Source organism: Streptomyces sp. NPDC018045 (assembly GCF_044327445.1).
In the GTDB taxonomy this organism is placed as follows: Bacteria; Actinomycetota; Actinomycetes; order Streptomycetales; family Streptomycetaceae; genus Streptomyces.
Genome location: NZ_JBIRFL010000007.1, coordinates 234,170 through 260,908, shown reverse-complemented (window position 1 = coordinate 260,908; position 26,739 = coordinate 234,170). Strand labels below are relative to the sequence as shown.

Sequence of the window (26,739 nt, the reverse complement as noted above, 5' to 3'; positions counted from 1 at the left end):
CCCGCCTCAGCCCCTGCGGACTGCACACCGCGGCCACACCCTGAATGCAGACCAACGAACCGCCCTCACGGCATCGGCCGCGGGGGCGGTTCGTTGTTGGGGGCGTGGCCGGCGTGGAGGAGGAGTGGGCGGAGGGGCGCTGGGGCCGGATTCCGGCCTTCGCCCCGGCTCCGGCCTTCACCCCGCCCCTCAGCCTGACTTCCACCCCGGTCCTGGCCCGCAACCCCTCGCCCGCGCGCCCCTCACCCTCAACCCCTTTGCTGCGCGCCGAGTTCCTTGGCTGCCTCGGTGAGGTCCTTGGCCGTGTCGATGGCGCGCCAGTAGGCGCCGTTCGGCAGCGGGAAGCCGGCCAGTCGGCGCTCCCGGGCCAGGCGGGGGAATGTGGTGCGCTCGTGGTCCCCGCGCGCGGGCAGCAGCCCGGTGAAGGCGGCGGAGAAGACGTACACACCGGCGTTGATCAGATAAGGGGAGGGCGGCGACTCGATGAAGTCGAGGACGTGGCCGAACTCGTCGGTTTCCACGGCGCCCCAGGGGATGCGCGGCCGGGCCAGCGCGAGGGTGGCGTCCGCGCCGCGCTCGTGGTGGAAGTCCGCCATCTCGCGCAGCGAGAAGCGGGTCCAGATGTCACCGTTGGTCGCGTACCAGGGCTCTTCGGGCCGGGGCAGCGAGGCGGCGGCGTACTTGAGACCGCCACCGCGACCGAGTGGTTCGGTCTCGACAACGGTCGTGACACGCAGGGGAAGTTGTGCCTGGGACAGCCAGTCCTGGAGCACCTCGGCGAGATGACCGCAGGAGACGACCGCGTCCGTGACGCCCTCGGCGGCCAGCCAGGCGAGCTGGTGGCCGATGATCGGGGTCCCGGTGCCGGGGATCTCGACCATCGGCTTGGGACGGTCGTCGGTGTACGGGCGGAGTCGCGAACCCTGGCCTCCGGCCAGGACCACGGCCTGCGTGGGGTGCGGGTACGGGGCTGTCATGGGTCGCACCCTATGCGGTGCGAGCCGGGCTCACTGGACGGAGGCGACGCCGGTGGCGAACGACGTATCGCAAACCGGCCGGGACCAGGCCTGCGCTCGGTGCGCCGCACCGCCGTACTTGGCGACCGCGGCACGGCCGAGGGCGCGCGCGATGGCCACGCAGTGCTTGGCCAGCGAGGGGCGCTTGGTCGTCTCCTCCTGGAGGTGGGTCAGCGCGACACCGGGGTTCTTCTCCTGGAGTTCCACCAGGAGGCGGTCGCGGAGCACGTCCTGGGGCGCCCGGGAACCCGCCTTGGTGGAGGCGTTCTCGGAGGACGCGGTCAGCATCTGCGAGTCCGTACCCGGCGACGCCCAGGGGACGCGGGTGACCGCGAGCGTCCCGGACAGGACGAGCACGACGGGAAGGACAAGGGCGAGGGTTCGGCCGATACGGCGGGCTGCGGAGTTCACGGGGCGATGGTAGCGAGTAGTGATGATTTGGCGACATTTAGTCACCGAATCGAGGGATGTTTTCGCTCGATGTGCGCGCGTGATGTTGACGTACGGGCTCGAAATGACGGCTCTGCCGGGGTATTTGTCGACAAGGCGCGTACGGTGACCCGCACGCGAAGCGGCGGCGCCGGCCCCGGAGGACCGACACCGCCGCACGCAAAGCGAACCGGGCCGCTCAGCCATTCGGCCGCCCGTCTCGCCCTTTCCCTCAGCCGCTGAAGCACCCGGCGGCTGAGGGAAGGGACGACTCGCTCAGTCGCTCAGTCGCTCACCCGTCGACGTGGAGAAGACGTGCGTCTCGCCCGGCCGCGGCACGACATGCAGCTCGGTGCCCTTCTCCGGCACCTGCCGGCCGTTGACGCGGACGACCAGGTCCTTGTGCTCGTCACCGACGACCGCGGACCCGTACACGTACCCGTCGGCGCCCAGCTCCTCGACGACGTTGACGGTGACGGCCAGGCCCGCCGGAGCGTCCGCGGCCTCCTTGGAGAGCGACTGGGCCGCGCCGCCGTTCTGCTCGACGATGTCGAAGTGCTCGGGCCGGACGCCGACGGCGACCGTACGGTCACCCTTGTCGGCAGCCGCGGCCAGCGCCTCCCGGCTGACCGGCACGACGCTGTTGCCGAACTTCACGCCGCCGTCCGTGATCGGCACCTCGACCAGGTTCATCGCCGGTGAGCCGATGAAGCCCGCGACGAAGAGGTTGCTGGGCCGGTCGTACATGTTGCGCGGCGAGTCGACCTGCTGGAGCAGCCCGTCCTTGAGGACGGCGACCCGGTCGCCCATCGTCATGGCCTCGACCTGGTCGTGGGTGACGTAGACCGTCGTGATCCCGAGGCGGCGCTGCAGGCCGGCGATCTGCGTACGGGTCTGAACGCGCAGCTTGGCGTCCAGGTTGGACAGCGGCTCGTCCATGAGGAACACCTGCGGCTCCCGGACGATCGCCCGGCCCATCGCGACACGCTGCCGCTGACCACCGGAGAGCGCCTTCGGCTTGCGGCCCAGGTACTCGGTCAGGTCCAGGATCTTCGCCGCGTCCTCGACCTTCTGCCGGATCTCCGCCTTGTTCACGCCCGCGATCTTCAGGGCGAAGCCCATGTTGTCGGCGACGGTCATGTGCGGATACAGCGCGTAGTTCTGGAACACCATGGCGATGTCCCGGTCCTTGGGCGGCAGGTGGGTGACGTCCCGCTCCCCGATCCGGATCGAGCCGCCGTCGACGTCCTCCAGCCCCGCCAGCATCCGCAGCGACGTGGACTTCCCGCACCCGGAGGGCCCGACCAGGACGAGGAACTCGCCGTCCTCGATCTCGATGTCCAGCTTGTCGACGGCGGGCTTCTCGGAACCCGGGTAGATCCGGGTCGCCTGGTCATACGTGACCGTAGCCATGATGTGTCCCTTCACCGGCAGGAACGTGCCGGACGATCCGAGTAAAAGGAGTGGTGTAGTCCACTGCTGCGGACTGCCCGTGACGCTACCCGGGCCGACGCCCGGTGTCAGTAGCCCGCGGGTCACGAAATAACGGCGCCAGGTAGGCTGCGTGCCTGGGTACACTGCACCAGGCACGCCTCCTTAGCTCAGCCGGTCAGAGCAACGCTCTTGTAAAGCGTAGGTCGTCGGTTCGAATCCGACAGGGGGCTCAGAGAGAGAAAAGCCCCAGGTCGCCATCGGTGACCTGGGGCTTTCTGCTGCTACTTGATCCGGCGACGGCGCCGGGCCCGTGCGTTCTTGGTGCTCGTGGTCTCAGTCCTGGTCTCAGTTTTCTCGGTTTGCGGCCAGAGCGCCTCACCGATTCGCCGCGCGGCCTCCTGCGCCAGTGGGTCCGTCGACTTCACGTAGCGGCGGGTCGTACTCAGGTGGGTGTGACCCATGATCTCCATGATCGTGCGCATGCTGACCCCCAGCTCGTTCAGGATCGTCCCGCCTTTCCGCTCAGGACACGCGCTGGCGTGCTTCGTGCAGTTCTTGGCACACGGTTTCGGGCAGCCTCGCTAGTAGCTCCTGTGCCGCATGCAGTCGGCCGGGCAGGCGTCGAAGCGGTGCCGGCGTGCTCCGCACGCGTGCGGGTTCGCACACCCGTGCCGCCAGGTAAGCCGCTGGAGCTGCCATTCCGTACGGCACTCGCCGGTGTCCGGGTCCAGGTACGACCAGCGAAGCCCCAGTGTCTCGCCCTGCCGGACGGCGAGACCGATACCGAATCCCCAGCGCAGGGCGGTACGTCGCTTGGCTGCTGTCCGCAGGAAGTCCTTCGCCTGCTCCTGCGTGAAGGGGTTGGCCTCTGTCTCTTCCACCGAGGGAGCGTCTACGAGGGTGGCGACATTGCGCCCTATGAGCTCGCGGCGATGGGCGATCTTCAAGGCACGCGACAGCGTCCGGTGAACCTTGAGTACGTGAGAAGGGGCGTGCCCCTGGGCCAGCAGGTCGGTGTAGAGCTGGTCCAGGTGCTCGGGGCGGAGGCGGTCAAGGCGGTGCTTACCGATGTGCGGATTGATGTCGTTGCGCGTCTTGGACCAGTAGTCGTCCCAGGTTCGCGGCTTGATCTTTCGAATCGCGATCGTGTTGAGGTATGTCTCCATCCACTGCTCGACGGTCGGGATTCGCCCGGCCTTGGGTGCCCGTCCCTCGTCGCGGAGCTTTTCCAACTCCTTCACCTTGCGACGTACCGCGGCTTCGGTCTTGGCACGCCGGTGACGCCGGTCGGGGCTTCCGTCGTTCTTCACGCCCATCGTCACGCGGCCATGCCACCAGCCGTCGCTACCCGGGTAGATGGACGATTCCATGTTCGGCCTGCGAGGGCTCACTCCTGCTCCTTCAAGGCGCCGGCGACCCGGGACACGGATGCGCCGGGCCGTCGTTCGAGGCTCGCGTATCAGGCGTGCTGAACTTCGAGGTTGGCCGCGTACCTTTCGAGGTCGGCCACGCGGATTCGGCGCGAGCGGCCCCGCTTCACGTAGGGCAACTCGCCTTCAGCCATGAGCGCGTAGATGGTGGAACGACCGAATCCCAGGGCCTTGGCCGCCTGTTCCGGGGCGTAGAGGAGCGGGATGACGGGCGTGGGGGCGCTATTCATCGGCGGGACCTCCATGGCTGTCCGTACGGTGCTCGGCGAGTCGACCAGGGTGAGGTTCGGCGGACGTTGCGTAGAGCCTCCTTGCGTTGTGACGGGGATGGGCGGCGCCTCGCGGTTACGGGGTCGCCGCAGAAACCGCGGAAACCGCAGAAAGGCGGTGGCGGGCTGTCTGACCTGCTGCGCTGCGGGTGTGCGGGTGGGGCCCGCAGAAAGCTGCGGAATCTTCGCAGAAATGGCGGGAGGGACGCGGCGTCCGCCGGAGCTGGGCGACTCAGTGGGTTTCTGCGGGACTTCCGCGGGTTTCTGTGGCGGGTGAGTGCCAGGGCTGTGTCGGACGCTTTGCCCCTGGTCAGGCCGTAAGCCGCGAGGGTTTCTGCGATTCTGCGGTTTCTGCGTGCTCGGCGCTGGTCCTGCACTCATACCTGCCCCTCCCGGACCTGCGGACGGATGCGGTAGCGAGGCGTCGGCGGGCGCCCACGCTTGCCGGCCCGGGGCGGGGTTTCGATGCGGAGGTAGCCGTGTTCTTCGAGCAGGGCGACGGCGGGCTCCAGACCGGCGACGGTGGGGAACTCGGAGCGGGACAGCTTGGCGAAGAGGTCGCGGCGGCTGACGCTCTCCCAACCGTTGGCGGCCAGGGCTTCGAGGAGAGTGCGGGCGCGAGCCTGGGTGGCGTCGGCACCCAACAGGTCGAAGACGGTCAGGGCATGGTCGGTGAAGTAGTCGGCCAGCTCGATGGCGGCCGTCATCGTGGCTTCGCTGATGGGCTTGCCGTACGCGCCATCGAGGTGTTCGGCCAGGCGCAGGAGGCCGGCGATGCGGGCGGTGACGCCGATGAGCTGCCTGCCCATTTGCCGACGTGGCCCAGCCGTCCGCCCTTGGCGCGGAGCTGGGGCTCGATGCGGTGCTCGAAGGTCTTCAGCACCCCGTCGGCTTCGGTGGCGAGCTGGAGGACGGCGGGGTCGGTCCAGTCGGCGAGGGACAGCGTCAGGGTGGTGACGTTGTGCTCGTAGCGGGTCGCGACAGGTTCGGGGACCGGGTCGGGGCTGATCGTTCGGTAACCGACCAGGGGCTCGGGCAGGGCGTACAGGAAGCGGGCGAGCAGGCCGCGGCCGTCGAAGCCGCGGTTCTTGCCGATGTCCTCCAGGACGGCGGGCTGGACGGCCAGGCCCATGGTCAGGGCGGGGCATCGACGTACTCCTCGCGGCTGCGCCTGTCTACCCGGAGACGGTCTCCGGCATGGCCTTCGAGGAAGACCTCCATGTTGGCGGTGCCGGAGTAGCGGCCGGCGGTGATGTCGAAGATGCCGCCCTCCGCGGACATGACGGCCAGGCGCCCGCCCTGCTCGGCCAGCAGCGTGGCGATCACTTCGGGGGTGGCATCGTCGGCGAGCAGGCGGGGGCGTGCGGGGACGGTGAGAGATTCGGCTGCTTGGGCCAGGCCGATGGCTTCGGCGACCAGGCCGTCCTTCTCCGGCCCGGCGGCTGAGGCAGCTTTGGCTGCGGCCTTGTCGGCGGCTTCCTGGGCCATTTTCGCGGCGAGTTCCGCCTCGACGATGCGCCCAGCGGCCTCGGCCACGAGCAGCTTCTCCGCCTCGTAGAGCGGACCGGTCGTGGCGGAGAAGACAGCCGACTTCCGGTTGGCCGGGCCGAGCGCCACGACGACGAAGAGGTTGGTGGGCTCGCGCCAGCGCCCTCGTACCTGGACTACCGTGCGCCCGCCTGCTGCCGCCGCGAGGACCGAGAGCGCCAGAGCGCCGGCCAGGTCGGGCGGGGTCTGAGTCTCCTCGGCGACGGCTGCTACGTACTGCGCGAGCCAGTCAGGGAAGACGCGGGTCGGGAAGCCCGGGAGCTCGGGCCGGTGGCTGAGGGGAACGGGCTCCGACCACGTGTCGGGGACCGTTTCGGTGCCCAGAGCCAGGGCCGCGCGCAGATCCTCGTCCGTGGTGTCCGGCGTCATCCCGGCCTGCACGATGCGGGTACCGGCCTCGATGCTGCGGCGGGGCTGAGCCTTGCCGCGCACGATCTCGGCGTAGTACGCAGCGTTGGCGGCCGTGGGCACTGCCTGAACCAGGGTGTGCAGGTACGACTTGCCGCCGCCCTTGGCCAGGACACCGGTCCGGTCCAGGTAGTGGGCGAGGGTGATCGGGTCGACCGCCTTGCCCTGGCCGTGCAGGTCGAGGATCGACTGATGGATGGTCTCGTGGGCCGGACGGTAGTGGTCGGGGGGCCATGACCGCGCTGACCTCGGCGATGACATCCGGGGCGAGCATCATGGCGCCGACGACCGCCTGTTCCGCTTCGAGGTCGTTCGGCGGCGCGTTTTCGATGGGGGCACTACCGCCGCGCATCGGCAGCACGGTGCCGTACTGCGCAGGCGGGGGGCTCAGGTGTCATGCTTGGTGCTCCTGGTTGGTCCTTCGGGACGGTCAGGGAGAGCCAGGGCGGCGGTGTGTCCTTGCACGGGAGTGCCGCCGCCTTGGCGTGTCCAAGGAGTGGTTCAGCAGGTCATGCGGAGCCAGGCCGCGTACTCCTGGCGCACGTACGGGCGGAAGCTCGGGTGCCAGGGCGGGGAGTCCGGCGGGATCGGTTCGTTGGTCGTGCCGAGCGGGCCGCCGCCGCGCTCGCGGTCGTACTGGGCAAGCCGGTGAGCTGCCTTGGCCGCGGCGGCGTTGGATTCCGCGGCGTCCGCCGGCGTGCACTCCGCCGATTCCCTGAGCGCGATGCGGTCCAGGAGGGCGGCCTTGCGGAGCCAGAACTCGCGGCTCAGCCCGGTGCCCGAGGGGCGGGCTGCCACCTGGTCGGTGACCCAGCGCATCTCGGCGAGGATGGTCGGCGCGTCGTCGTACGCCGGGATGGCGTCGGGGGTGTCCGGACCCGTGCTGTGGTGCGGGTTGGGCATGTACTCAGTCCTCCGTGATGCAGACGCTGGGCAACTCGGGAAGCCCCGCCTGGGCCAGAGCTGCGGCGTTGAAGTCGGGGAGGGGGGCACGGGCCGTTATGGCGGCGGCGAGACTGTCCGCGTAGGCGTGCTGCTCGCGGGCGACGGTGATCTGGGCCTGGCCGCGCATCGCTTCGACGCGTTCGACATGGGCGTGGTCCTCGCGCTTCTCTGTGAGGCGACGCTCGTACGCGGTGGCCTCTCGGCGGTCCACGCGCCAGTGGCGGTGGGCGAGGGCGCACGCGATCACGGTGGCGATGGCCCACAGCAGCAGCGGCAGCGACCAGCCGTCGGAGTACGCGGCCACCCCCGCCAAGGCGAGAGCACCGGACGCGCCGAACGCGGCTCCCGTGATGATCGGGTCGCTGCTGTAGCCGAGGGCGGAGACCGCGCCCGCCGCAGCGGCAGCGCCGGCGAGAACGCCCATCAGCCAGGCGTTGCCGACGGAGTGCTCGGCGCCGTTCGCGTTCCAGATGCGGGCCAGGGCGCAGACCGTCGATGTGCCGACGACAGGCGCCGCCTTGGGCGCGGCCGCGGCGAGCCAGTGCCGCGCGGGAGGAGCGGGGTGCACGGCGTCTCCTAAAGGTTGCGGATCGCGCCGACGACAGCGTTGGTGAGCTGGTTCATGGGGCCGGCGGCGCCCGTCGCGGGGAGAAGCCGAACATGACGGCGATGAAGGCCGCGCCGTAACTGAGCGACTTCGAGCGGAGCAGGAAGAACAGCACGAGCCCGAACAGGGCGACGAGCGAGACGGTGATGGCCATCGAGGTTCCCTTCGGCGGAGCGGTTCGTCGTCAGCGCGTGCCGTCGCGGTGGATGCGGACAGCGAGGTTGTAGAGGTGGCGGCCGACGTGTATCCGCTTGCGGTCGCCGCGGCAGCGCCGACAGACCTTGCCGGGCCTCAGCCGTCCCCTGCGGTCGGGCTTGAAGTGGAAGCCGAAACCGCTGCACTTGCGGCAGTTGCCGAACGGGCTGATCGCGCAGAGCACGGCGTAACACAGCGTGAAGGAGAGGATGAGGGTGATAGCGGCCAGAGCAGGGGTCATTACGGGCCTCCAGGGCCGTTTCCGGACATGAGAGGGAAGGCCGCAAGGGACTAGTGGCCTGATCAGGGATTGTTTTGATCGCTAGCGGGGCCGCTGGACCTAGCAGGGCGGGCCGCTAGGTCCAGCGACGTTCCACGGCTGGCTCGCGACTCGCGATCCGTCACGCTCAGCGACTGCTGCGGTGACCTTGGCGCGCTCGATGCCGCGCCGGTTGGCCTTCCGGCCGTCCGCGGTCTGCCCCAGACCTGACCCTTCGGGACACCGAACGGCTTGAGAGCTGCGGTGAGTTGTTCTGCCTCCCACCCGCCGTAGGTATCGGGGCGCAGCTCCGCGAGGCGGGCCACCACGACCTCGTTCCACAGCTTGGGCTCCTCGGCCTTCGTGACCGCGAGAATGTCCGCGAGCAGCTCGAAGGAGGCGGACGCGTCGGCCGCAGGATCTTCACCGAGGGCGTGGCCCGACAGCGTGCCGGTTTCCTTGCGCAGCTTGTACGCGCGCAGGGCGATGACGTCCGCGGTGGGCGCGTCGATGTAGACGTCGCGGACGATACGAGCGTCCGCGCCTTCGCCGACGAAGTAGCAGATGCCCTTGTCGGTCCAGGCCAGCATGTTGGCGCGGATGCCGCGCTTGTACGAGCCGGTGCCCAAGACCATGTCGTTCTCGATCTGACCCATGACCTTCAGGCACCACCGCACGGTGGCGTTCGCGCTGATGCCGGTGGGCAGCGACTTCGAGTCCGGCCGCTGAGTGGCCAGCAGCAGCGTGATCCCGAGTGCGGGGCCGCGCTTTACGAGGTCGGTGCAGATCTCCTCGAACTCCGCCCCGTACTTGGGGTGTTCGAACCACACCTGGCACTCGTCGGCGCCGACCACGATGGGGTGCAGCCCGTACTGCTTCATGTTGGCCAGCGTCGAGGTGACCTTCGACTCCGGACAGATGTCCTTCGGCAGGTTCCGCAGCACCTTGGCCCGGCGCCTCAGCTCGGTCCGCAGTTCCCGCAGGTCCGCCAGGGCGTACGCGATGTCCTGCTCGTCGTCGCCGGCCCGGTAGCGGTGCGCGTTGCGGCCGAGGGCGGATAGATCACCGGTGCCCTTCAGGTCGTACGCGTGGATCTCGGCGCGCGGGTCCATGCCGGCGATGAGCAGGAGCAGCCGGAGGAGGAAGGTTTTCCCCATCCTGGGGACGGCGCCGACGATGCCGGAGATGCACATCAGGGATTGTGCGACCCAGCGTCCGCGCTGATCGGTGGCGAATGCCTGCGGCGCGAACAGGTCGACCGGGCCACCGGACAGCAGCGGCCATTTCGGCTGCTGGGCCTTGTTCATGTCCTGGTCGCCGACCCACAGCACCAGGCGCCCGGTGTGCTCGTCGGGTACGGCCTCGGGCCACACGCAGCCGAGCGGACGGCGCAGGCCGGAGGCGAGTCGGTCCCGGCGGTCCATGACGTCGGAGACGGTGACGCCGTACGGGAGATCGCCCTCCGCCCTCCACCCGGGGCCGTCCCGGGTGATCGGCGAAGTGAAGACCATGCCGGGTCGGCCCTTGGCGACCGCCTGGTTGATCTGAGAAATGCTGAGGGAGGCCAGCGCCCGGAGGACGATGTCCGAGGTCAGACGCTGCACCTTGGGCATCTCGACGGCGCGGGTGGCGACCGGGACATCGGCCGCGGTTCCTACCGAGCCCAGCGCCAAGATCAGCGCCGACACTGACACCAGTTGCAGCCACCCTGGAGCCGGCACGTACAGCTTCAGTGCCGCACCGAGCCCAACGAGGGCGGCCAGGAGCGCGAGCAACGTACGCATCCGTACGCGGCCGTCGCGCTGGCGGGAAAGCTTGAGGTACTCGACGGCGTCCTCACGCTGAACGGAAGCGGCCCGGACCGGCTCGCCTTCCGCGTCAGAGACCCATCGCAGCGTGCCGGCGATGAACTTCGCCGTGCCGCGAGGCGACTGGAGGACGAGCTTTCCGGCGTAAACCGGGGACCGCAGGCCGTGGAAGCCGATCAGGTGCCCGTAGTGTGCGGACATCCACTTCAGCGCGGTGGCGAACTCCTGCTGGCTCTTGAGCCACAAGGGGACGATCGCCCGCCTCTTGGCGCCCTTCAGCCGTCCCAGGTAGCCGGGCCCTTCGGGCTGCGGGCCGTCGACCATGATCGGTTCGCCCGCCGGCGCGGGCTGACTCTCCTTCTCTGCGCCAGGTCGCTTACTGGTGATGTTCACGACCTCGGCAGGGTCGCGATCGGGTTCGTCGTGCTGGTCGCTGTGGTCAGTCGTCACCACATCGGACACGATGTGCATCGCTCCTCCATTGCTGGGGGAGCGGCAGAGCCCGGTGGGAAACTTTGAACGGTAGACCACCGGGTTCACGCCGATGGACGTGTTTGTTGCTGGTTTATCGAGTGACTGGCTGACTGGCTCTACGTCCGGGCCCCTGGGCCTGGAGCTCTGCGGGCGCCTCGGCCGCGCCACACTCGGCTTCGAGAACCGAGAAGATGACCGTCTCCTCGAAGCCGGCTTCTTCTTCGAGGCGCCGCCGGGCCGCACGGACACGGTCGCCGCCCCACGTTTCGCCGAGGCCGTACCTCTGAGCGAGCGCAATCGGATCTGGCGTACGGTCGTCCAAGATCGCTGCTGCAGCCTCGCATTCGGCCTTCTCTCGCTATGCCGCTCGGACTTGGCGCGGCACGCGCCCTTCACTTTTCGAGCCGGGGTCATCGGAATTCGAGGCAGCCGCGAGACCGCCCTTCGAGCCATCGTTCGTACTGTTCCGATGGTGCTTGGCGCGGCTGCGCTGAGCACGCTCACGCCGCTCGGCAGTAGCTTCCCGCTTCACGCGTTCGGCCTCTTCAGCAGCCCTGGCCTCGGCTTCCGCCTTGATACGCAGAGCCTCACGCTCAGCAGCACGATCCCGCTCGGCCGCCTCGATTTCCGCATCGACGCGCAGACGCTCCGCTTCTCGCGCGCGGCGCGCTCTTCCTTCTCCTGCTCGATGCGGGCCAGCTCGCGAGCCTTCTCGATCTCCGCCTGCTGCGCCTCGCGAGCCAGACGTGCGGAGTGCTCGCGCGCCTCGCGTTCCGTCTCACGCTCGTCCTGTCGCCGCGCGACACGAGCCGCTTCGCGAGCCTGCTCGCGCTCGGCTGCTTCGGCTCGCTCGCGCTCTTCCTGCGCCTGCCGCTCGCGGGCGGCACCGTCGGCGGCGAGGGCGTCTTCCCATGCGCGGATCGTGGTGCGGTGAGCGGCCGTCCTGGCAGCGAGGTACGTGCGGTACCCGGCGGACGCCTCGGCCAGGATGATCAGCAGGAACGGAGCCACCGAGTGAAGCAGCAGACCGCCGGCATCCGCCTGCTCAGGGACAAGCCGAAAAACGCCATCCGGGTACAGGGACTGCCAACAGTTCATGATCCAGGTCGACAGCCCTGCGAACCAGCGCAGGACGAACGGCCACCCGCTCGCCCGGTAGTCGCCCTGCTCGGCCAGGACCCCGTCGACGTACAGGACGGTGAGCAGGGCCAGCGAGGCAAGCGGGTCGAGCATCCAGGCCACCCAGCCCGGTACGTGATGCTGGACGGCGAACGTGGTGACGTTGACGCAGGTGAAGACCAGCGCCCCGAACCCCAGCACCAGGAGGGAACGGGTCACCAGGCGCCCGACCTTCTCCAACTGCTCGATCGCTCGGCGAGCCGCTACGGCCTCCGGCTCCGTCACTGCGGTCAGCGGGCTGAGTCCTTCCAACGGAACCGTTGAATCAGTCGGGGGCGTGGCCACCCGTCACCTCCCCACCCTTGGGGCCGCACTCGCACTCCTCCGCGGGGGCACCCTGCCCGATCCAGCAGGCGCAGACCGCGAACAGCGGACCGACAGCGACGGCTTCACCCGGCAGGAACCTGCACCGGTCGCACTTCGATGCGGCCGGCTTCACCTCGGCATCCAGGGGCGTGAAGTCGTACTCGGTCTCCTCGTAGTCGAAGTAACCGTTCACAGGGGAAGTCCTTCCGCGTACGTCGTGTGTCGGCCGACGACGCGGACGCTGCCGCTGGGCGCGGCGCCCAGCAGGTCGGGGCGTCCGCCTCGATCGCGGCCACGGTGATCCGGGTGACAAGGTCGAGCAGCTCGGGGTCGTCGGCGAGGATTCCGCGAGCCGCCTCCAACCGCGCCGCGCGCTCTTCCGGGCTCTTGCCGTCGACCGCTGTCGACGCCGAGCCACAGCTCAGGCGGCGTGCCGAGGGACAGCTCTACGTCGTCGATGACGAACTGGTGGCTGCCGAACCGATGCTTCATGGGTGCTCTCCTGATCTGTTCGGACTGGCAGGGAGACCCGGGGCGACGGCGTTGTCCTTTGCACGGGAGTGCCGGCGCTCCGGCAGATCTGTGTGGAGCAAGGGGGAGCAAGCCGCGTGCCGGCATCAGCCAGGACTGCGGCGATCGCTCGTTCGTGGACGAGTGGCCATGGCCGCCGGCGCCTCCGTGAGGGGGCGCCAGGGCCAAAACCACTGGTACGGGCACGGTCTGCTTGCCAGGCGCCGTGCCATTCAGTTCTCAAGGAACGGACGCTTCCTTCGACCCCGTTTCGCGGAGGTCTCCGGGCGCGCGCACTGCGGGTTCGCGCGGCTCTGCCGGTGCAGGCAGGCATGGGCGAGCGGCACAACAGATCTTGAAGACCTCTTGTCCTCTACTCCTCTTAAGGAGCGGTCATGAACATACGGCCCGCTCCTGATGTCGTCAACTCCTCTTGAGGACTTATGCTGAAACCGTCCAACGATCAGGGACGGTGAGCACCACATGGCCAAGAAGTACGAGCGGATCGCTGACGAGCTGCGTCAGCACATCCGCGCAGGCCATCTGAAGCCGGGAGAGCGTCTGCCGGCGGAGACCACACTCGCGAAGCAGTACAAGACCAGCGTTCCGACAATGCGCGACGCGCTGGGCGAGCTGCTGGCCGAGGGGTTGATCGACAAGCGGCACGGAGTCGGCAACTTCGTCCGTAAGCCTCCGCAGCGCGTGGAGCGCACCAACGAGCGTCACCAGTGGGAGAAGGACCGGGCGCGCGCGGCGCAGAACGAGCGAGAGCAGACCGGCGCCACCGAGCACGACACCGGACTCACCGTCTCTGATCTCGTCTTCAAGGCCCGGTACCGCGAAACGAAGGCCGACGAGGACCTGGCCGCAGCCTTCGCCGTCCCCGTAGGCACCCGGCTGCTCGAACGCGTCTACCGCACCTACCCGCGTGACGGGGACGCGGCCTTCAGCCTCGTGTGTTCCCACCTCGTCCACGACGTGGTGGCGGCCAACCCGGACCTCCTCGACGAGTCCAACGAGCCCTGGCCGGGTGGCACGCAGAGCCAGCTGCACACCATCGGCATCGAGCTCGACCACATCGTCGAGCGGATAACGGCCCGGCCTCCGACATCAGAGGAGGCCGAGGAGCTCGGCCTCCAGAAGGGCGTCTCCGTGATCGTGCTCCGCAAGATCTCCATCGACACCGAGGGACGGGTGGTGGACGTCTCCGACGTGATCATGCCCGGCGACCGCACCGAGCTGGTGTTCACGACCCGTCTGGACCGGTGGTGACAATGACGAACCTCATCACCGTGATCACGGCCGTCCATCCGCCGGCCGCGAAGTACCTGGCCGACGCGTACAAGTCGCTGACCGAGCAGCAACTGCCCGACGGCTGGGACTGGCAGTGGGTGATCCAGGAAGATGGCGAGACCGACGGTGTAACGCCCCACCTGCCCGACGACCCGCGAATCTCCTTCGGCCAGGGCCGACAGGGCCGCGCCGCGGTCGCACGCACCCTGGGCCTGTCCCGCGCCGAGGGCAAGTACGTCAAGGTCCTGGACGCCGACGACATGCTGACCCCGGGCGCCCTGGCACGCGACCTCCAGGCCCTCACGTCCGACTCGACGCTCGGCTGGGCCACGTCCCGCGTGTTGGACCTCCTCCCCGACGGCTCCACCGTCGGCTTCGACCAGGACCCACCCGAGGGCCCGATCGAACGCGGCGCCGTTCTCCAGCACTGGAAGGCCCACAACTACCGCGCCCAGGTCCACCCGGCGACCCTCTTCATGCGCCGCGACCTGCTCCTGGCGCTTGGCGGATGGATGGCCCTGCCGGCGAGCGAGGACACGGGCCTGCTGATGGCCCTGAGCGCGGTCAGCCGCGGCCACTTCTCCGCCGAGACGGGGCTGCTGTACCGCAAGTGGCCTGGGCAGGCGACTAGCCAGGCGGCCCACGTTCAGGAAGGTGAGCGGGAGGCTCGGTTTGCGGTTGTGGAAGCACGGGCTCGGGTTTTGGCGGCGATGAAGGATTGGCGGTACGGGGCCGCATAGACACGACTTGAGAGCGGCTGCGGGGGTGCCGAAGCTCCCCGCAGCCGCTCTTCGCTATCTGGTCGCCGAGCCCGGAACCCGACACGACAATGCCATGTCGCGATGGTGGTTCGACGGTGCTCGGAACAGGCTGGATAGCTGCACCACGGCCTCAGTGGCGCCACTACCTCCGTTAAGGCGTGGTAATGGTTGGCCCTCCCCGCCGTGCCGGGATCTCGTCGCTGTTAGGCTGCTCTGCCTGTACGGCAGATAGGCGCAGGAGTAAGGGGGAGGGCTCTCTTGCCGGGGACTTTCAAAGTCGATGTGTACGAACTCGGCTCCATCTCGCGAAAGCTCGACGAGAGCGTCACCGGGATGCGGAACGTGACGCGCAAGATGGACCAAGCCACCGCAGGGCAGCTGGGGCACGACTCCTTGGATTCCGCCTGTTCGGACTTTCAGTCGAAGTGGAAGTATGGAATCGGGCAGATCGCCGGACTGGCGAACTCGATACGCGGGTCAGTGGAGGCCACTGCGGAATCGTACCGAGCTTGCGAGACGGGAATTCAGCAAGCGTTCGCCAAGGGCCTTGAGGGAACTTCTCCCGGTTCCTCGTCGCCGCATTCAACATCCGGTGCCACGTCCCGAGTCTTCGGGTAGGCAGGTAGGGAGGGCTCATGAGTGGCGGTGGGAAGATACCTTCCGAGGCTGCGGGGTTCCCGGGCATCGGCTTCGATCCGACCCCCGGCAACCTCTCGGCGGTGCGTGCACTCACGGATCAGTCGTTCGAGGCGCACAGAAACCTGAGCTCGGTCTGGCAGACCCTGAACTCCATATCCCGTGGCGGAGATGCGTGGAAGGGAGTTGCCGCAGACGCCTTCTCCGCACAGGTGAAGGAACTGCCGAAGCTGGTCGACTCCGCGACGCAAAGCTTCTATGACTGCGGTTTCCATCTGAACGAGTGGTCCGCGAAGCTGAGCAGCATGAAGTCCCGGTCGGCGGACCTGGAGGCTCGCGCGGTAACCGCACGGTCTCGTGTGCGGGACGCGGAGGGGAACCCGAACCTGGGACTGGCGGGGCAGACATTCGACACCGATGAAGAGCTGCACAGTGCCGAGCAGCGGTTGAACCAGGCAGTAAAGGAGCTTGATGCTGCCAGGAACGCCCTCAACACCCTCATCGAGGACGCAAAACGTCTCAAGCATCAGCATGACGAGGCAGCGGAGAAGATCGCCGAGGCCGTACGCAAAGCCTCGGAAGAAGCTCCCGACGAACCAGGGCTGCTAGATCGAATCGGTGACGCTATCAAGTCGCTCGCCGAGGCCAATTCCCTTCTGGCGCACCAAGCCTGGGATTGGGTGAAGAACCACGCCAATGCCATCGCTGCTGTCGGTGATGTCCTGTCGACGGTCAGCGCCATACTCGGCGCTGCCGGAGTGGGTATCGCTGCTCTCGGCCTCGTCTTTCCTCCCTCTGAGATCGTTCTCGGCCCGCTGGCCGCGGGCCTGGAGGTCACATCGTCCGGCTTCGCGGCGGGGGCGCTCGTGTTCCACGGAACAGCTCGCATGGCGGGCGGCGAAGACGTCGTGTCGAACCGGACGCTGGCGCAGGATGCGCTGGGCACGATCCCGTTCGGTGGCGCCGTTCGCGTCGGAGGGAAGCTGGGCACCGCGATCTTCAAGAGCCGTGCGGCGGACGCGGCCTCGAACTTCGGGCTGGTCGACTCCTGGGCAGGTCTATTCGGGGACCCATCAGTGTTCGAGAACTTCAAGCCGACGAACCGCCGTCAGGCCGTGGAGATGGGAATTCCCGGCGGCGGCCCTCTTCTGGTTGCCATGGAGAACGCGTGGAAGAAGGGCAGCGCGAAAGACCAGGAAACCACTGACGGCGGGTGAGCGAAGAGATGAAGGACGAGGCGGCGGTAGCAGCACGATTCGACGGACGCCCGACTGTCGAAATCGTTTTCACCGGGTTCGGGGCGATGCGAGCTGATCAGTTTACCTGGATCGGCGCGGAGTTGGGCTATGCGCTCAGCGCGGATGAGCCTTACGGACGAGGGCAGCGTCGTTTGCTCTTCACTCGCGACGACAGTCCGGCGGCCCGGCAGCGTGTCCAGGCGGCCCTGGAGCGCGTGCAGGCGGCCGGCTCGTGGAGCGCCGTCGCTCAGCCTTGGCCAGGAGCTGTACCCCACGGTCCGTCCGCGGCCACCGACTCGCCGCTGATCCCCCCGGAGCGCGCTGCGCGTGCGCAGAGGCAGGTCAAAGCCTATGAGGGGTGGCATCCGGCACAGCTCATCAGCGTGTGCTGCGTCTTCGCCGCAGGATTCTTCGCGCTGGCGTGGGCCGTTCGCGAGACGGTGCCGGCCACGGTGGGCTCCTGCCTCGTCGGCCTTCTGTGCCTGGCCGCAGCCGCCCTCGGCCCGCGGTACACGAGGCGCTGGCATCAAGAGAACCTGCGGCTGCTTGAGCGTTACCGCCGTCAGCAGGCAACCCAGTTCCCTGTCCCGCCCCCTTCCCCTCCTCCCCCTCCCGCAGGGCCGCACAACGACCAGATGGGAAGCTAGAGTTGGAGTTCATCGCACCTGCGGGCTTCACGGAAATCCCCATAGGGATGACTGCCGAAGAAGCGCGACAGGAACTGTTCACGCGCGTGTCACGGGAAGCTCTCGAAGCGAGGCCCGCGGCCTACGAGAACCTTGTGAGCAACCTGCAGAAAGTGTCGCAGGCACTCGAAGAGTCCGGGACGCTGTACGCCGGTACCTGCCTGCGCGCCTACGAAGGTGAACTGTCCCTCGGCACCTTGCTTGTCGCGGTGACGCCCTTCGCCTTCGGGGATGCGGCAATCGCGGCGGACGGCATGGTGCGCGCTCTCGTCGCCGCGCGGGGAGATTCCTGGGCCGGAACGGTATTCGACACCCCGGTCGGTCCTGCCGCGGTGCTGACGGGCGTGAACGGCTTCCACATCCCCGCTGAGACCTCCGCATCGGGGGAAGAGCTGACCCTGCCGATGGCAGAAATGCAGGTGTACCTGCCGGTGCCAGAGGGAGTGGAGGGCCAGGAGCAGTGTCTCGTCTCCTTCAACCTCACGACGCCGTGCGAGGGCCATTGGGACGCGTACTGCTCCGACATCGTGGCACTGCTGAACAGCGTGACGTTCGACGAGCCGGATCACACGTTGCCTGAGGCGAGCCCTCAGCCCACCTCACCGAGGACACCTGTGGGCCCCCCAGAAAAGCCCTCACCCGGCCAGACCCACGCTGATGGCAAAGCACCCGCGACACCCTTCGGCTGAGCCTATGGCGGAGTCGAGTAGCTGACGTGCTGGCGTGCCAGCGCGATCACTGCTCCGCCCCCCTGGGGCCTACGGCAGGTATTCGGCGTCAACGCGGGAGAAGAGCAGTTCGCTCTCCTCGGTGATCGGCTCCCGCCACCGGATCGGCACCTCTGCTTCGCGTCGCAAGGCCGCCGGGTAACGGCTGGCTGCGTAGTCGTTCGGAAGGCGATACATGTGGAATCCGTTCGCCCGCAGTGCGCCCAGCAGTTCCTCGGCCGATTCCCCGAGTTCGAGCATCCGCTGCGGTGTCACCTCGATGGCCAGCTCCGCGTCGGGCCGAAGCTGGTCGAGCAGCGGGACCAGCCCCCGCACAACGGAGCCTTCAGCCCCTTCCACATCGATCTTGATCACCCGCGCTCGCGCGATCTCCTCGGCACTGAGGACGTCCGACAGCGGCTGAGCAGCTACTTCGAAGGTGGATTCGGCCTCACCGGCATACGGCACGATGCTGTTGGCGCCCATGTTGTGCGAGCTCGCGAGGATGAAAGTGAGCATCTCCTCGCGGTCCGAGATCGCGGCGTTCACCGCACGAACGTTTTCGCACCCATTGATCGCCGCCTGCTTGAGCAGCACACGGTGGTAGTCAGGGGACGCCTCCAGAGCGACCACAGCCCCCTTCTCACCGACCAACCGCGAGGCCAGCAAGCTGTAGTAGCCGACGTTCGCCCCGACATCCACGAAAACGTCACCAGGCCGGAGCCGACGCTCCAGCCAACGCGTCAGGTGCGGCTCCCACACCCCGAAGACGTAGATGTACCGCTGAATCAGGTCCTGGGTGTCGGTGACGAACGTCGCGCCGAAGCGCGTACGGGCCCTGCGGATGCGCGGATGGTCGCGCAGACCGGCGTTCAGGTAGGACTCCACGATGCCGACCTTGCCGAGCGTGCCCGGGGCGTAGCGCACGTACCAGCGGGAGAGGTCGAACTTGAACTGCGTGAGGAGAGAAGTCACCTGAGCCCCCGAAGAAGTTGAGCTGGCCGTGCGGATCGGATCACCCTACGTATGGCGCTTGATCGGCACCTCGTAAACGATCTCGCAGTACGCATCCGGCACGACGATGTCCGCCGTTTCGACCGGCCGGCCGTCCTCCGAGATGTACGTACGCCGAATGTGCGTCACCAGCGCGCTCTTCTGGATGCCGAGTAGGTTCGCCTCCGCAGCGGTGGCCCGCCGGGGTTCCGGCTGTTCGACGGCATGAGTGATCATGACGCCGATAGCGGCCATGCGCTCGATGACACCTCGGCCGGTGTACGGACCGCCTTCGGGCAGCACCACGATCGTTCCCTCAGTGATGCTGTACGGCTCCCAACTGGTCGACAACTGCACCGGCTTCCCGTCGGCGAGGAACTCGTACGCCGTGCGGACGCACAAATCTCCCTCGGCGATACCGAGGCGCGACGCGATCTCGCGCGGGGCCGGAACCTTCGCCTCGGTGCTGTGCTCCCACGTACCGCGCTTCCCGAGCCCAGCCATGTCAGCGCGGAACGGTGACCCGTCGCGCTGCTCCCGCGACCAGGACCGGACCATGCGCAGCCGCTGGCGAGGCTCCGCCACGTAGGTGCCGGATCCAGCTTGCCCTTCCAGGAGGCCCTGAGCGATCAGGAGTTCCTGCGCGCGGCGGATGACGTTGTCTCCTACCCCGTACTCGCCGGCGAGCTGTGCGCGCGACGGGAGCCGATCACCGGGGGACCAGTCGCCGTTGGCGATGCTCTGCCGGAGCCGGTCAGCGACGGCGAGGTAAGGAGGCTGCTCAGGCATGTGGCAAATCTAGTCCACTAGCTCTAGCCTAGTTAACCAGTTTCACAGTGAGTGATTCATCTGCAACGGAGGACCCGTCGTGCCTGCACCCGCATCCCGAGCGCAGGAAATCGCGGCACGGCTCACCGCGGCTGGTTACGAGCCGCACGTTCATCGTCGCCTCACCCGGATCCACGTCGTGACCAAGGTGCCCGACGAGCCGTCCCCAACACGCTGGCAGGCCCTCCTTGCCGCATTAGATCGCGCTGACCGATTCGGCCTCCGAGGCGACGAACACGGGCTCACCGGGTGGGCCCTCGTCTGGACGATGCCGGGTCGGACAGCTCCCAGCAGACGCGACGAGGACATGGACCCGTGAACACCGGCAAGAGGAGATTCCCTGCATCCGAGCCCGAGGAGGCGATGACCCCGCATGGCTAATCGGTATGAGCAGATCGCCGCGGACATGCGCAAGCAGATCGAGGACGGGGCCCTACCCGCCGCCGCGCGATTGCCTTCCGAGAGCGCCCTCGCGCTCCAGCACCGTGTCGGCTTGCCGACCGTGCGGCACGGTGGTGGAGACGGCTGACCTGGTGATGTCCGGGGACCGCGTGGCGGCGGCGTACTCCACGCCGTGCGTACGTACGCGCCAGCCCTGCTGAAGTATCACCATGCGGGGCGGCTGTACCGGGACAGCCCACCGGTGCGGCCGCCTCGACGGTCAGCTCCGCTCGCTTCGGAGCTGAATCAACCGGGCGCCCGTCGGTCTGAATCCGCAGGCGTCGAAGTTGGTCCGGAGTAGCATCCGCCGACCAGGTGCTTGTTGCGTTGCCGCGAGAGCGAACCGGCACCTGTTCCTCGGCCGTCACCGCGTCTTGTCGAGGTCCAGGTCGAGCATACGGATCGCGTTCCCACGGAGGACCTTGTAAGCCACGTCCGGAGGCAGGCCGGCCACGTGCTCCGCGGCCACCTTTTTGGTGTGCGGCCAGGTCGAGTCGACGTGTGGGTAATCGGTCTCGAAGGTGGCGTTGTCGACGCCGACCGTTTCGATCGAGGCGATGCCGTGCTTGTCGCGGAAGAAGCAGCAGAAGATCTGCCGGTAGTAGTACGTGGAGGGCGGCTCGGGGATCAGATCGCGTACGCCGCCCCAGGCGCGGTGCTCCTCCCACACGTCGTCCGCGCGCTCCAGGGCGTACGGGATCCAGCCCATCTGCCCTTCCGCGTACGCCAGCTTCAGCCGAGGGAACTTGACCAGGACGCCACTGAAGAGGAAGTCCATCATCGACGCCATGGCGTTGTTGAAGGACAGCGACGCTTGCACGGCTGGGGGAGCATCGGGCGAGGCGGCCGGCATCTGCGACGACGAACCGATGTGCATGCACACCACCGTCCCCGTCACCTCGCACTCGGCGAAGAATGGATCCCAGTAACCCGAGTGGATACTCGGCAGCCCCAGGTAGGTGGGGATCTCGCTGAACGTCACGGCCCGCACCCCTCGGGCAGCGTTTCGCCGAATCTCCTGCACTGCCAGTTCGACGTCCCACAACGGGATCAGGCAAAGGGGAATCAGCCGCCCGCCGCTGTCCCCGCACCACTCTTCAACCATCCAGTCGTTGTACGCGCGGACGCACGCCAGGCCGACTTCCTTGTCCTGGGCCTCGGCGAACGTCTGCCCGCAGAACCGGGGGAAGGTCGGGAAGCACAGCGACGCCTCGACATGGTTGAGGTCCATGTCCGCGAGGCGCGCCTTCGGGTCCCAACAGCCACGCCGCATCTGCCCCCTGGTGATGCCGTCGAGCGTCATCTCGTCCCTTGAGAAGCCGACGGCCGCGATGATCCGCTTGTACGGGAAGAGATCTCCCTCGTACCGCCACCAGTCGGTCAGATGGCCGGCCGGATCCGTAGTGAACTTGTACTTGCCGCCGACGTACGCCAGCTCGCCGATTCCGGCGGTGAACGGCTGCGGCCCGAGCTCGCGGTACTTCGCGGGCAGCCAGGCCTCGAAGAGGTGCGCCGGTTCGATCACGTGGTCGTCCACGCTGATCACGCGGGGGATTTCGATGGTTTCGGTGGTGCCGTTCGTCTGGCCAGTCATGAGGCCCCTCTCAGCGGTCGCCGCATCGGCGACTTACCTGACGACCCGTCAGGTCGAGGGTATAGACGTCCTGTACAAGCAACAAGCCGTCGCGGATACCGCCTTCTCGGTGGCGGAACGCCACCGAGCGCTACCGGGTTGGAGGTCCGGAGCCCTGAGGTGAGCCTGGCTGGCCGGAGGCCGAAAAGGCGAAGGGGGCTGGCAGGATTGCCACCGATCACTCCGCTAGTTAACTAACTTTACCTTGCGTGATCGATTCGTGCTGAAGCTGCCGTCTGACACCGCCGAGCACCGCGTACGACCTAACGGTGATCAGGCCTCGCGAATCACTCAAGTCCCAAGCTTCCTGACACCTGAACGACAGAGACCCCCGCGGCCGCGGCGAACGGCCCGGGGGTGTGGCCAACCTGAGAGTGCAGGTCAACATGCCGCACCGTACCGCTCGCTTCATCAAGTCGCTCCTTCAGTGGCTGCTCCCTAGCCAAGGGCGCCATCGCGCAGGCGCTACCCGATTCCTCCCTGCCGCGGACCCCGTACTGACCAGCCGCCGGCCCACCCGCCATGCCCTGCCGCTATGAGGCGAAGACGTTGCCCTCATCCGCCCGTACCTGATCGCGTACGAACAGCAGGAAAAGGAACGATTACAGCGGCAACGTCGCCGAGCTCTGTGGTTGGCCGTCCACGGCGTCGACGTGGACCCGTACCGGATTCACGGTGTGCAGGTGGCGCCATGAGCACCGCATCGGGGCTGCGGCTGCTTCCCTGGTCCGGCCCGGACGGGCAGCAGTGCTACGTAGCGACGAACGGTTCCCCCGGCTTCGTCTCGCGCCTGGCGGACAGCATGGAGGAGGTACAGCTCAACATCGGTGAAGAGATCCTCGGCCACACCGACCGGTTGCTGGACGACCCCAAGGCGTCGCCGGGCGAGCTCCGTTTCCTGGCCCGTCGGCTGCGCGAAGCCCTGTCCGATGCGCTACGAGTCGCAGACAGCCGCGGTGAACGCATCCTGAGCAGGACGATGACGACGACTCCGACGACGACCTTGGGATCTCCCCGCGGTCGGCAGGGGAGCCGACATGAGGTCGACCTACCGCTTCACCGAGTGGACGCTGAGTGCCGCTCCCGACACAGAGATCCGCTACTACGCGAAGTGCCTGAAGTGCTTCGCCCAGTCCACCGACACCAACACGTCCGATGAGGCACAGCTCTGGTGCCTGAAGCACGCAGGTCTGTCCACGTGCACCAGGTACGAGCTGATCGCGTTCCAGTACTTCAACGCTCGGCCAGACGACAGCCCCGCCGACCGACCCGCCTAAGACCGACCGGGGGCCGGCGAGCTGGTACGGGCCTGGCCGCCCCTGGTCTCCAAACCTCTCGGTGTGCCTGCTCGACGGCCCCCGACACCGCCGAGCGTCGTCACCGAGGCTCCACCGGCCGAGAGGCGGTGTCGGCTGAGCCCGGCAGCGGCAGCCCGGTTCCCAGCCCTAGCTCCACTGGGAACCGGGCTGCACATCGTTGCGTCCCACGCGCGTACCGATTGCCTGTCTACCCCCGGCGCAGGCTGACACCACCGCGCCCCACGCGGCCCTCCGCACTCATAAACTCCTCAACACGACAACACAAGTTCCGTGTCCGGGGGTTGGCTTGGGGACCACTGAGCAGTTCGTGACGATCGCTGCTGTGCTCCTGGGCGCGATGAGCTCCTACGTGGCGAACTTTCTCATGGAGCGGAGCCGCAACAGGTACCAGCTCAGGACCCGGTGGGACGACAAGAAGCTCAGCGCCTACGAGAGCTACATCGACCGCATGCGAGCCTGCATCTTCCTGGCCGCCCAGCTTTACGAGCAGCGCGAAGGGATGCGGGAGGTGGAGAAGCCGGAGCAGGAACTGCTCGCGGACGTAGCGGAGGCCGGACGCCTCCGAGGCCGATTCGAGCGCGTCATGCTGCTGGGCGGCGACGACGTAGTCGAAGCCGCCCACGAACTCAACGCCGTAGCCCTCGAAGTCGACTGGCAGGCCGCAGGTAAGACGGCCGGCACCTTGCAGCAGTGGCGAGACCGAAACCGAGCCGTTTTCCGCGCCATCAACGACTTCCACGAAGCGGCCCGTGCGGACCTGGGCGTCCAGGGCAGCGTCAGCGGCAGCAAGCATCCAGAGCGCGACTTGCTGCTACCGCCACCTCGGCTGGCACGAGACAACGCCGACACGTGAACAGCGCCGGCTCGTGTGAGTCGATGTCTACCGATGGATCAAGCACTCGAATCCCCGTATCGCTGCGTCCGGACCCGCCACGCGAACGGGTAGGCCCAGGAGGCGTTAGTCGGGCCGTAACGGCCGCCGATTCCTGCCATCACGTCATAGCTCCAGCAGGGCCGGGATGGCGAGGGTCCAGTTCGTGCCCCTATCCGCGTGACCCGTCACGGGAGTGACTGCCCTGCTGCGCCGTGCCAAGCTTCCGAGACTGGTCGAATACGTGTCGACGTCGCCGGTCCAGCCCAGGAAGCACGCTTCCCCTCGCAGGTGCAGTCCTCACCGGACCCTTTGGGCGCCTGTGGCCTGTGGCTCCGCGCAGGACCGAAACACCCTCCGGAGCCGCGTACATAGCTCCGCTCTGAGCGAGTCGCTACGGCTACCAATGAGGCATGGCCGCCATAGCGTCCTGGTCTCACTTCTGGTCTCCATTGCCCGCGCTTCTATAGCGGTCCGTGGACGTGCGCAGCGGAATGCGAGTAGACCTGACCTGGACGGATGGACCACGACAGACGCCGCCGGACCGCAATCGGACAACTTGTGAAGCGTAGGTCGTCGGTTCGAATCCGACAGGGGGCTCTGAGAGTGAAAAGCCCCAGGTCGCGGCTGTGACCCGGGGCTTTTCGCTTTGCTTGGTGCGGTGCCGACGGTGTGCATGGGGTGAGCGGTGGTCGGCACGTACTGGGCGGCTCCTCCCTCAGCCGAGGTGATCAAGTCAGCCGAGGTGATCAAGGCGAAGCTGTACGGCGTACACGCCGTCTGGGCCCCCGGCTGTCAGATGTCCGTGGGCATCGAGGGTGAGGGCGTTGCAGCGATAGAGCAGCGGCAGGGTCCGGGCCGTACCGCTCAGGAGGTGCCACAGGTGGAGTTCCCCGTCGTTCCAGGCTGCGGCGAGCACGGGGCCGACGGGCGTGTTGGTGGCGGTGAGTGCCGTGACGAGGGCTGGTCGTTGGTCGAGGGGGGCCTCCATCGGGTCCTGGGACGTTTCCCACAATCGGATCGTGCCGTCGGAGCCTGAGCTGAAGACGAACGTCATGTCTTCGGCTGCGACGTGGACGCAAGTGACGGCGCGAACAGGGGTGTTGTGGAGTCGGCAGGACCGGGGAGCCGGCTGGTACTCAGCCAGGGACCAAAGGTGGATGGCACCGCTGCTGTCGCCGATGGCCGCCAGGGGCGACTGGTGGCACGAACCGAGGGCCGTAGGCATGAGGTTCCCGGGCCCTCGCAGGTTCTGTCCGTGGTGATCGGCGATGTTCCCCAGGACGGTGGCAGCCGTGCCTTCGGCGTCGGCAGACAGGACGTGCAGCGGTCCGTCCTCGTCGAGGACCAGCAGAGCGTCACGGGCAGCCCCTGCCAAACCAGCGGGGCGAATGCCTGCCGGCGAGGGCAGCGGGCCGCTGCGCCGGCCGGTGCCGGAGTCGTGCGTCGACAGTCGGCCGAGCGGGTCCGCGATCACGAGTGGGGCGTCGTGGCCGGAAAGCAGGCACTGGGTGGCAGCGGAGAGGCCGTGCTGTGCCCACGTGGCGGTCCAGGTGTGTTGCTCAGTCAGCGGGCGCAGGTACTCGCTGAGGGCGGGGCTGGTGCCGAGGGAGGCCGCGCGCAGCAGGGCGGCCCGAGTGGTGTCGTCGTGTTCGACCGCGGACAGTTGGGGGGCGGCACGCTCCCAGATCGGCCGAAGCCCCGCGGGAGCGGCGACATTAGGGGCACGGAGTGCCGCGGTGATGGCGGTGGCGGAGCCGTGGATCAGGAAGCCGGGGTCGGCGAGCAACGACGAAACCGCCCTGCCGTCTCGTTCCTCAAGAGCGGCATCGGCGATGTGCTCGCGGGCCTGGCGGGAAGCCTGGGACCAGATCGGTCTGCCGTCAGGTGTCGTGGGGACGGTGGCGCGCAGCGTGATGAAGTCGGGTGCGCCGTCGGTTGGGGGAGTGGTACCGGGAAAAGGGGTCGGGCCGAGGTCCACGACGTCATGTTCCTGGTCAGCGAGGAGTTCGCTCTCGCCTGTCTCCGCGATGACTCGGACGTGGGGGAGTGCCAGAAGCGGCAAGAGGAGGTCGTCGAGGATGCCTTGCGGGCTCGCCGCGGGCTGTTCGGCGGGGCCGCGTCCGGCGAGGTGGAGGTCAGGCAGCAGGAGGAGAAGCGGCCGTTGGTCAGCGGCGACGCGGTCCAGCAGGCGGTGCGGGGGCACCGGCCCGTAACCGAGTTGGCGCCCCATCTCCCAAGCTGCGGCCTCGGCGATCATTCCCTGAGCAGGAACGGTGGCATGGGCCGTGGTCGAGGAGTGAGAGGCAGCCCCGATGAGGAACCAGGCCAGCAGGTGACTCTTACCGCTGGCGCGTCCTCCCCGCAGCACACACAGGCGAGGGAGACCGGCGTCGGCCGCGGCCACCCACTGGACGAGTGCGCGGCCGGCGGCCGCGCCGTGTGGGTCGAGCGGCGGCCACGCCGTCATGTCAGGCATCCGAGCACCGCTCGTCATGGTCACCGTCCGGCGTTCC

Annotated in this window: 21 protein-coding genes, 1 tRNA gene and 4 pseudogenes; 9 read left to right on the top strand and 17 right to left on the bottom strand. The window is 67.9% G+C overall.

Annotated features, from left to right (window positions below):
* Nucleotides 1-248 precede the first annotated feature (248 nt).
* The 3 genes from ACH4EB_RS19540 to ACH4EB_RS19530 form a co-directional block, all read right to left on the bottom strand.
* Nucleotides 249-977, bottom strand: a complete 729-nt coding sequence (locus tag ACH4EB_RS19540) for an NDP-sugar synthase (RefSeq protein ID WP_398348781.1) — start codon at nucleotides 975-977, stop codon at nucleotides 249-251.
* 30 nt (nucleotides 978-1,007) lie between these two features.
* A complete protein-coding gene (locus tag ACH4EB_RS19535) occupies nucleotides 1,008-1,427 on the bottom strand; it encodes a hypothetical protein (protein WP_031004864.1) in 420 nt (139 codons plus the stop codon).
* Nucleotides 1,428-1,721: 294 nt separating this feature from the next.
* A complete protein-coding gene (locus tag ACH4EB_RS19530; RefSeq protein ID WP_398348780.1) occupies nucleotides 1,722-2,858 on the bottom strand; it encodes an ABC transporter ATP-binding protein in 1,137 nt (378 codons plus the stop codon).
* Nucleotides 2,859-3,035: 177 nt separating this feature from the next.
* Here ACH4EB_RS19530 and ACH4EB_RS19525 point away from each other — a divergent pair.
* Nucleotides 3,036-3,109: transfer RNA gene (locus ACH4EB_RS19525), tRNA-Thr, on the top strand.
* A 51-nt stretch (nucleotides 3,110-3,160) separates the two neighbouring features.
* Here the strand turns inward: ACH4EB_RS19525 and ACH4EB_RS19520 are convergent.
* The 10 genes and pseudogenes from ACH4EB_RS19520 to ACH4EB_RS19475 all read right to left on the bottom strand — a co-directional run bounded on the left by ACH4EB_RS19520 (nucleotide 3,161) and on the right by ACH4EB_RS19475 (nucleotide 12,500).
* Nucleotides 3,161-4,270: pseudogene (locus ACH4EB_RS19520) on the bottom strand (tyrosine-type recombinase/integrase).
* A 68-nt stretch (nucleotides 4,271-4,338) separates the two neighbouring features.
* Nucleotides 4,339-4,539 (bottom strand): helix-turn-helix domain-containing protein, encoded by a 201-nt coding sequence (locus ACH4EB_RS19515; RefSeq protein ID WP_398348779.1) that lies wholly within the window; start codon nucleotides 4,537-4,539, stop codon nucleotides 4,339-4,341.
* A 416-nt stretch (nucleotides 4,540-4,955) separates the two neighbouring features.
* A pseudogene (locus ACH4EB_RS19510) lies at nucleotides 4,956-6,808 on the bottom strand (DUF3987 domain-containing protein).
* 227 nt (nucleotides 6,809-7,035) lie between these two features.
* Nucleotides 7,036-7,437 (bottom strand): hypothetical protein, encoded by a 402-nt coding sequence (locus ACH4EB_RS19505; protein ID WP_398348778.1) that lies wholly within the window; start codon nucleotides 7,435-7,437, stop codon nucleotides 7,036-7,038.
* 4 nt (nucleotides 7,438-7,441) lie between these two features.
* Entirely contained in the window at nucleotides 7,442-8,047 is a 606-nt protein-coding gene (locus ACH4EB_RS19500; RefSeq protein WP_398348777.1) for a hypothetical protein, read from the bottom strand.
* Nucleotides 8,048-8,055: 8 nt separating this feature from the next.
* Nucleotides 8,056-8,240, bottom strand: a pseudogene (locus ACH4EB_RS19495) (hypothetical protein).
* Nucleotides 8,241-8,270: 30 nt separating this feature from the next.
* Nucleotides 8,271-8,522, bottom strand: a complete 252-nt coding sequence (locus ACH4EB_RS19490; RefSeq protein WP_398348776.1) for a hypothetical protein — start codon at nucleotides 8,520-8,522, stop codon at nucleotides 8,271-8,273.
* Nucleotides 8,523-8,621: 99 nt separating this feature from the next.
* Nucleotides 8,622-10,819 (bottom strand): annotated as a pseudogene (locus ACH4EB_RS19485) (cell division protein FtsK).
* A 531-nt stretch (nucleotides 10,820-11,350) separates the two neighbouring features.
* On the bottom strand, nucleotides 11,351-12,253 hold the full coding sequence (locus tag ACH4EB_RS19480; RefSeq protein ID WP_398348775.1) for a hypothetical protein: 903 nt from the start codon (nucleotides 12,251-12,253) through the stop codon (nucleotides 11,351-11,353).
* 13 nt (nucleotides 12,254-12,266) lie between these two features.
* Nucleotides 12,267-12,500: a hypothetical protein gene (locus ACH4EB_RS19475; RefSeq protein ID WP_398348774.1), complete on the bottom strand. Its 234-nt coding sequence runs from the start codon at nucleotides 12,498-12,500 to the stop codon at nucleotides 12,267-12,269.
* 800 nt (nucleotides 12,501-13,300) lie between these two features.
* On the opposite strand from ACH4EB_RS19475, the gene ACH4EB_RS19470 reads away from it, so the two are divergent.
* The 5 genes from ACH4EB_RS19470 (at nucleotide 13,301) to ACH4EB_RS19450 (ending at nucleotide 18,120) form a co-directional block, all read left to right on the top strand.
* Nucleotides 13,301-14,089, top strand: coding sequence for a GntR family transcriptional regulator (locus tag ACH4EB_RS19470; protein ID WP_398348773.1), 789 nt, complete (start codon nucleotides 13,301-13,303; stop codon nucleotides 14,087-14,089).
* A gap of 2 nt (nucleotides 14,090-14,091) precedes the next feature.
* Complete coding sequence (locus ACH4EB_RS19465; RefSeq protein WP_398348772.1) at nucleotides 14,092-14,850, top strand: glycosyltransferase family 2 protein; 759 nt, start codon at nucleotides 14,092-14,094, stop codon at nucleotides 14,848-14,850.
* Nucleotides 14,851-15,506: 656 nt separating this feature from the next.
* Nucleotides 15,507-16,724, top strand: coding sequence for a putative T7SS-secreted protein (locus ACH4EB_RS19460; protein ID WP_398348771.1), 1,218 nt, complete (start codon nucleotides 15,507-15,509; stop codon nucleotides 16,722-16,724).
* Nucleotides 16,721-17,392, top strand: coding sequence for a hypothetical protein (locus tag ACH4EB_RS19455; protein WP_398348770.1), 672 nt, complete (start codon nucleotides 16,721-16,723; stop codon nucleotides 17,390-17,392). Before ACH4EB_RS19460 ends, ACH4EB_RS19455 begins: the two co-directional genes overlap by 4 nt.
* Before the next feature lie 2 nt (nucleotides 17,393-17,394).
* Nucleotides 17,395-18,120 carry a hypothetical protein gene (locus ACH4EB_RS19450; RefSeq protein ID WP_398348769.1) on the top strand — a complete coding sequence of 242 codons (726 nt, stop codon included), beginning with the start codon at nucleotides 17,395-17,397 and terminating at the stop codon, nucleotides 18,118-18,120.
* A gap of 69 nt (nucleotides 18,121-18,189) precedes the next feature.
* Here the strand turns inward: ACH4EB_RS19450 and ACH4EB_RS19445 are convergent, their stop codons facing one another.
* Nucleotides 18,190-19,113 carry an FkbM family methyltransferase gene (locus tag ACH4EB_RS19445; RefSeq protein WP_398348768.1) on the bottom strand — a complete coding sequence of 308 codons (924 nt, stop codon included), beginning with the start codon at nucleotides 19,111-19,113 and terminating at the stop codon, nucleotides 18,190-18,192.
* Between the two features lie 45 nt (nucleotides 19,114-19,158).
* Nucleotides 19,159-19,920, bottom strand: a complete 762-nt coding sequence (locus ACH4EB_RS19440) for a GntR family transcriptional regulator (RefSeq protein WP_398348767.1) — start codon at nucleotides 19,918-19,920, stop codon at nucleotides 19,159-19,161.
* A 412-nt stretch (nucleotides 19,921-20,332) separates the two neighbouring features.
* On the opposite strand from ACH4EB_RS19440, the gene ACH4EB_RS19435 reads away from it, so the two are divergent.
* Nucleotides 20,333-20,488, top strand: a complete 156-nt coding sequence (locus tag ACH4EB_RS19435) for a GntR family transcriptional regulator (RefSeq protein WP_398348766.1) — start codon at nucleotides 20,333-20,335, stop codon at nucleotides 20,486-20,488.
* A 276-nt stretch (nucleotides 20,489-20,764) separates the two neighbouring features.
* Here ACH4EB_RS19435 and ACH4EB_RS19430 read toward each other — a convergent pair whose 3' ends face one another.
* Nucleotides 20,765-21,994 carry an amidohydrolase family protein gene (locus ACH4EB_RS19430; protein ID WP_398348765.1) on the bottom strand — a complete coding sequence of 410 codons (1,230 nt, stop codon included), beginning with the start codon at nucleotides 21,992-21,994 and terminating at the stop codon, nucleotides 20,765-20,767.
* A 1,076-nt stretch (nucleotides 21,995-23,070) separates the two neighbouring features.
* Between ACH4EB_RS19430 and ACH4EB_RS19425 the strand changes: the two genes are divergently transcribed.
* The gene (locus ACH4EB_RS19425) at nucleotides 23,071-23,310 is read left to right on the top strand and encodes a hypothetical protein (protein ID WP_398348764.1); all 240 of its coding nucleotides are present in this window, start codon (nucleotides 23,071-23,073) and stop codon (nucleotides 23,308-23,310) included.
* 349 nt (nucleotides 23,311-23,659) lie between these two features.
* On the top strand, nucleotides 23,660-24,205 hold the full coding sequence (locus tag ACH4EB_RS19420) for a hypothetical protein (protein WP_398348763.1): 546 nt from the start codon (nucleotides 23,660-23,662) through the stop codon (nucleotides 24,203-24,205).
* A gap of 754 nt (nucleotides 24,206-24,959) precedes the next feature.
* Here the strand turns inward: ACH4EB_RS19420 and ACH4EB_RS19415 are convergent.
* The gene (locus ACH4EB_RS19415; RefSeq protein ID WP_398348762.1) at nucleotides 24,960-26,702 is read right to left on the bottom strand and encodes a hypothetical protein; all 1,743 of its coding nucleotides are present in this window, start codon (nucleotides 26,700-26,702) and stop codon (nucleotides 24,960-24,962) included.
* Nucleotides 26,703-26,739: the final 37 nt, after the last annotated feature.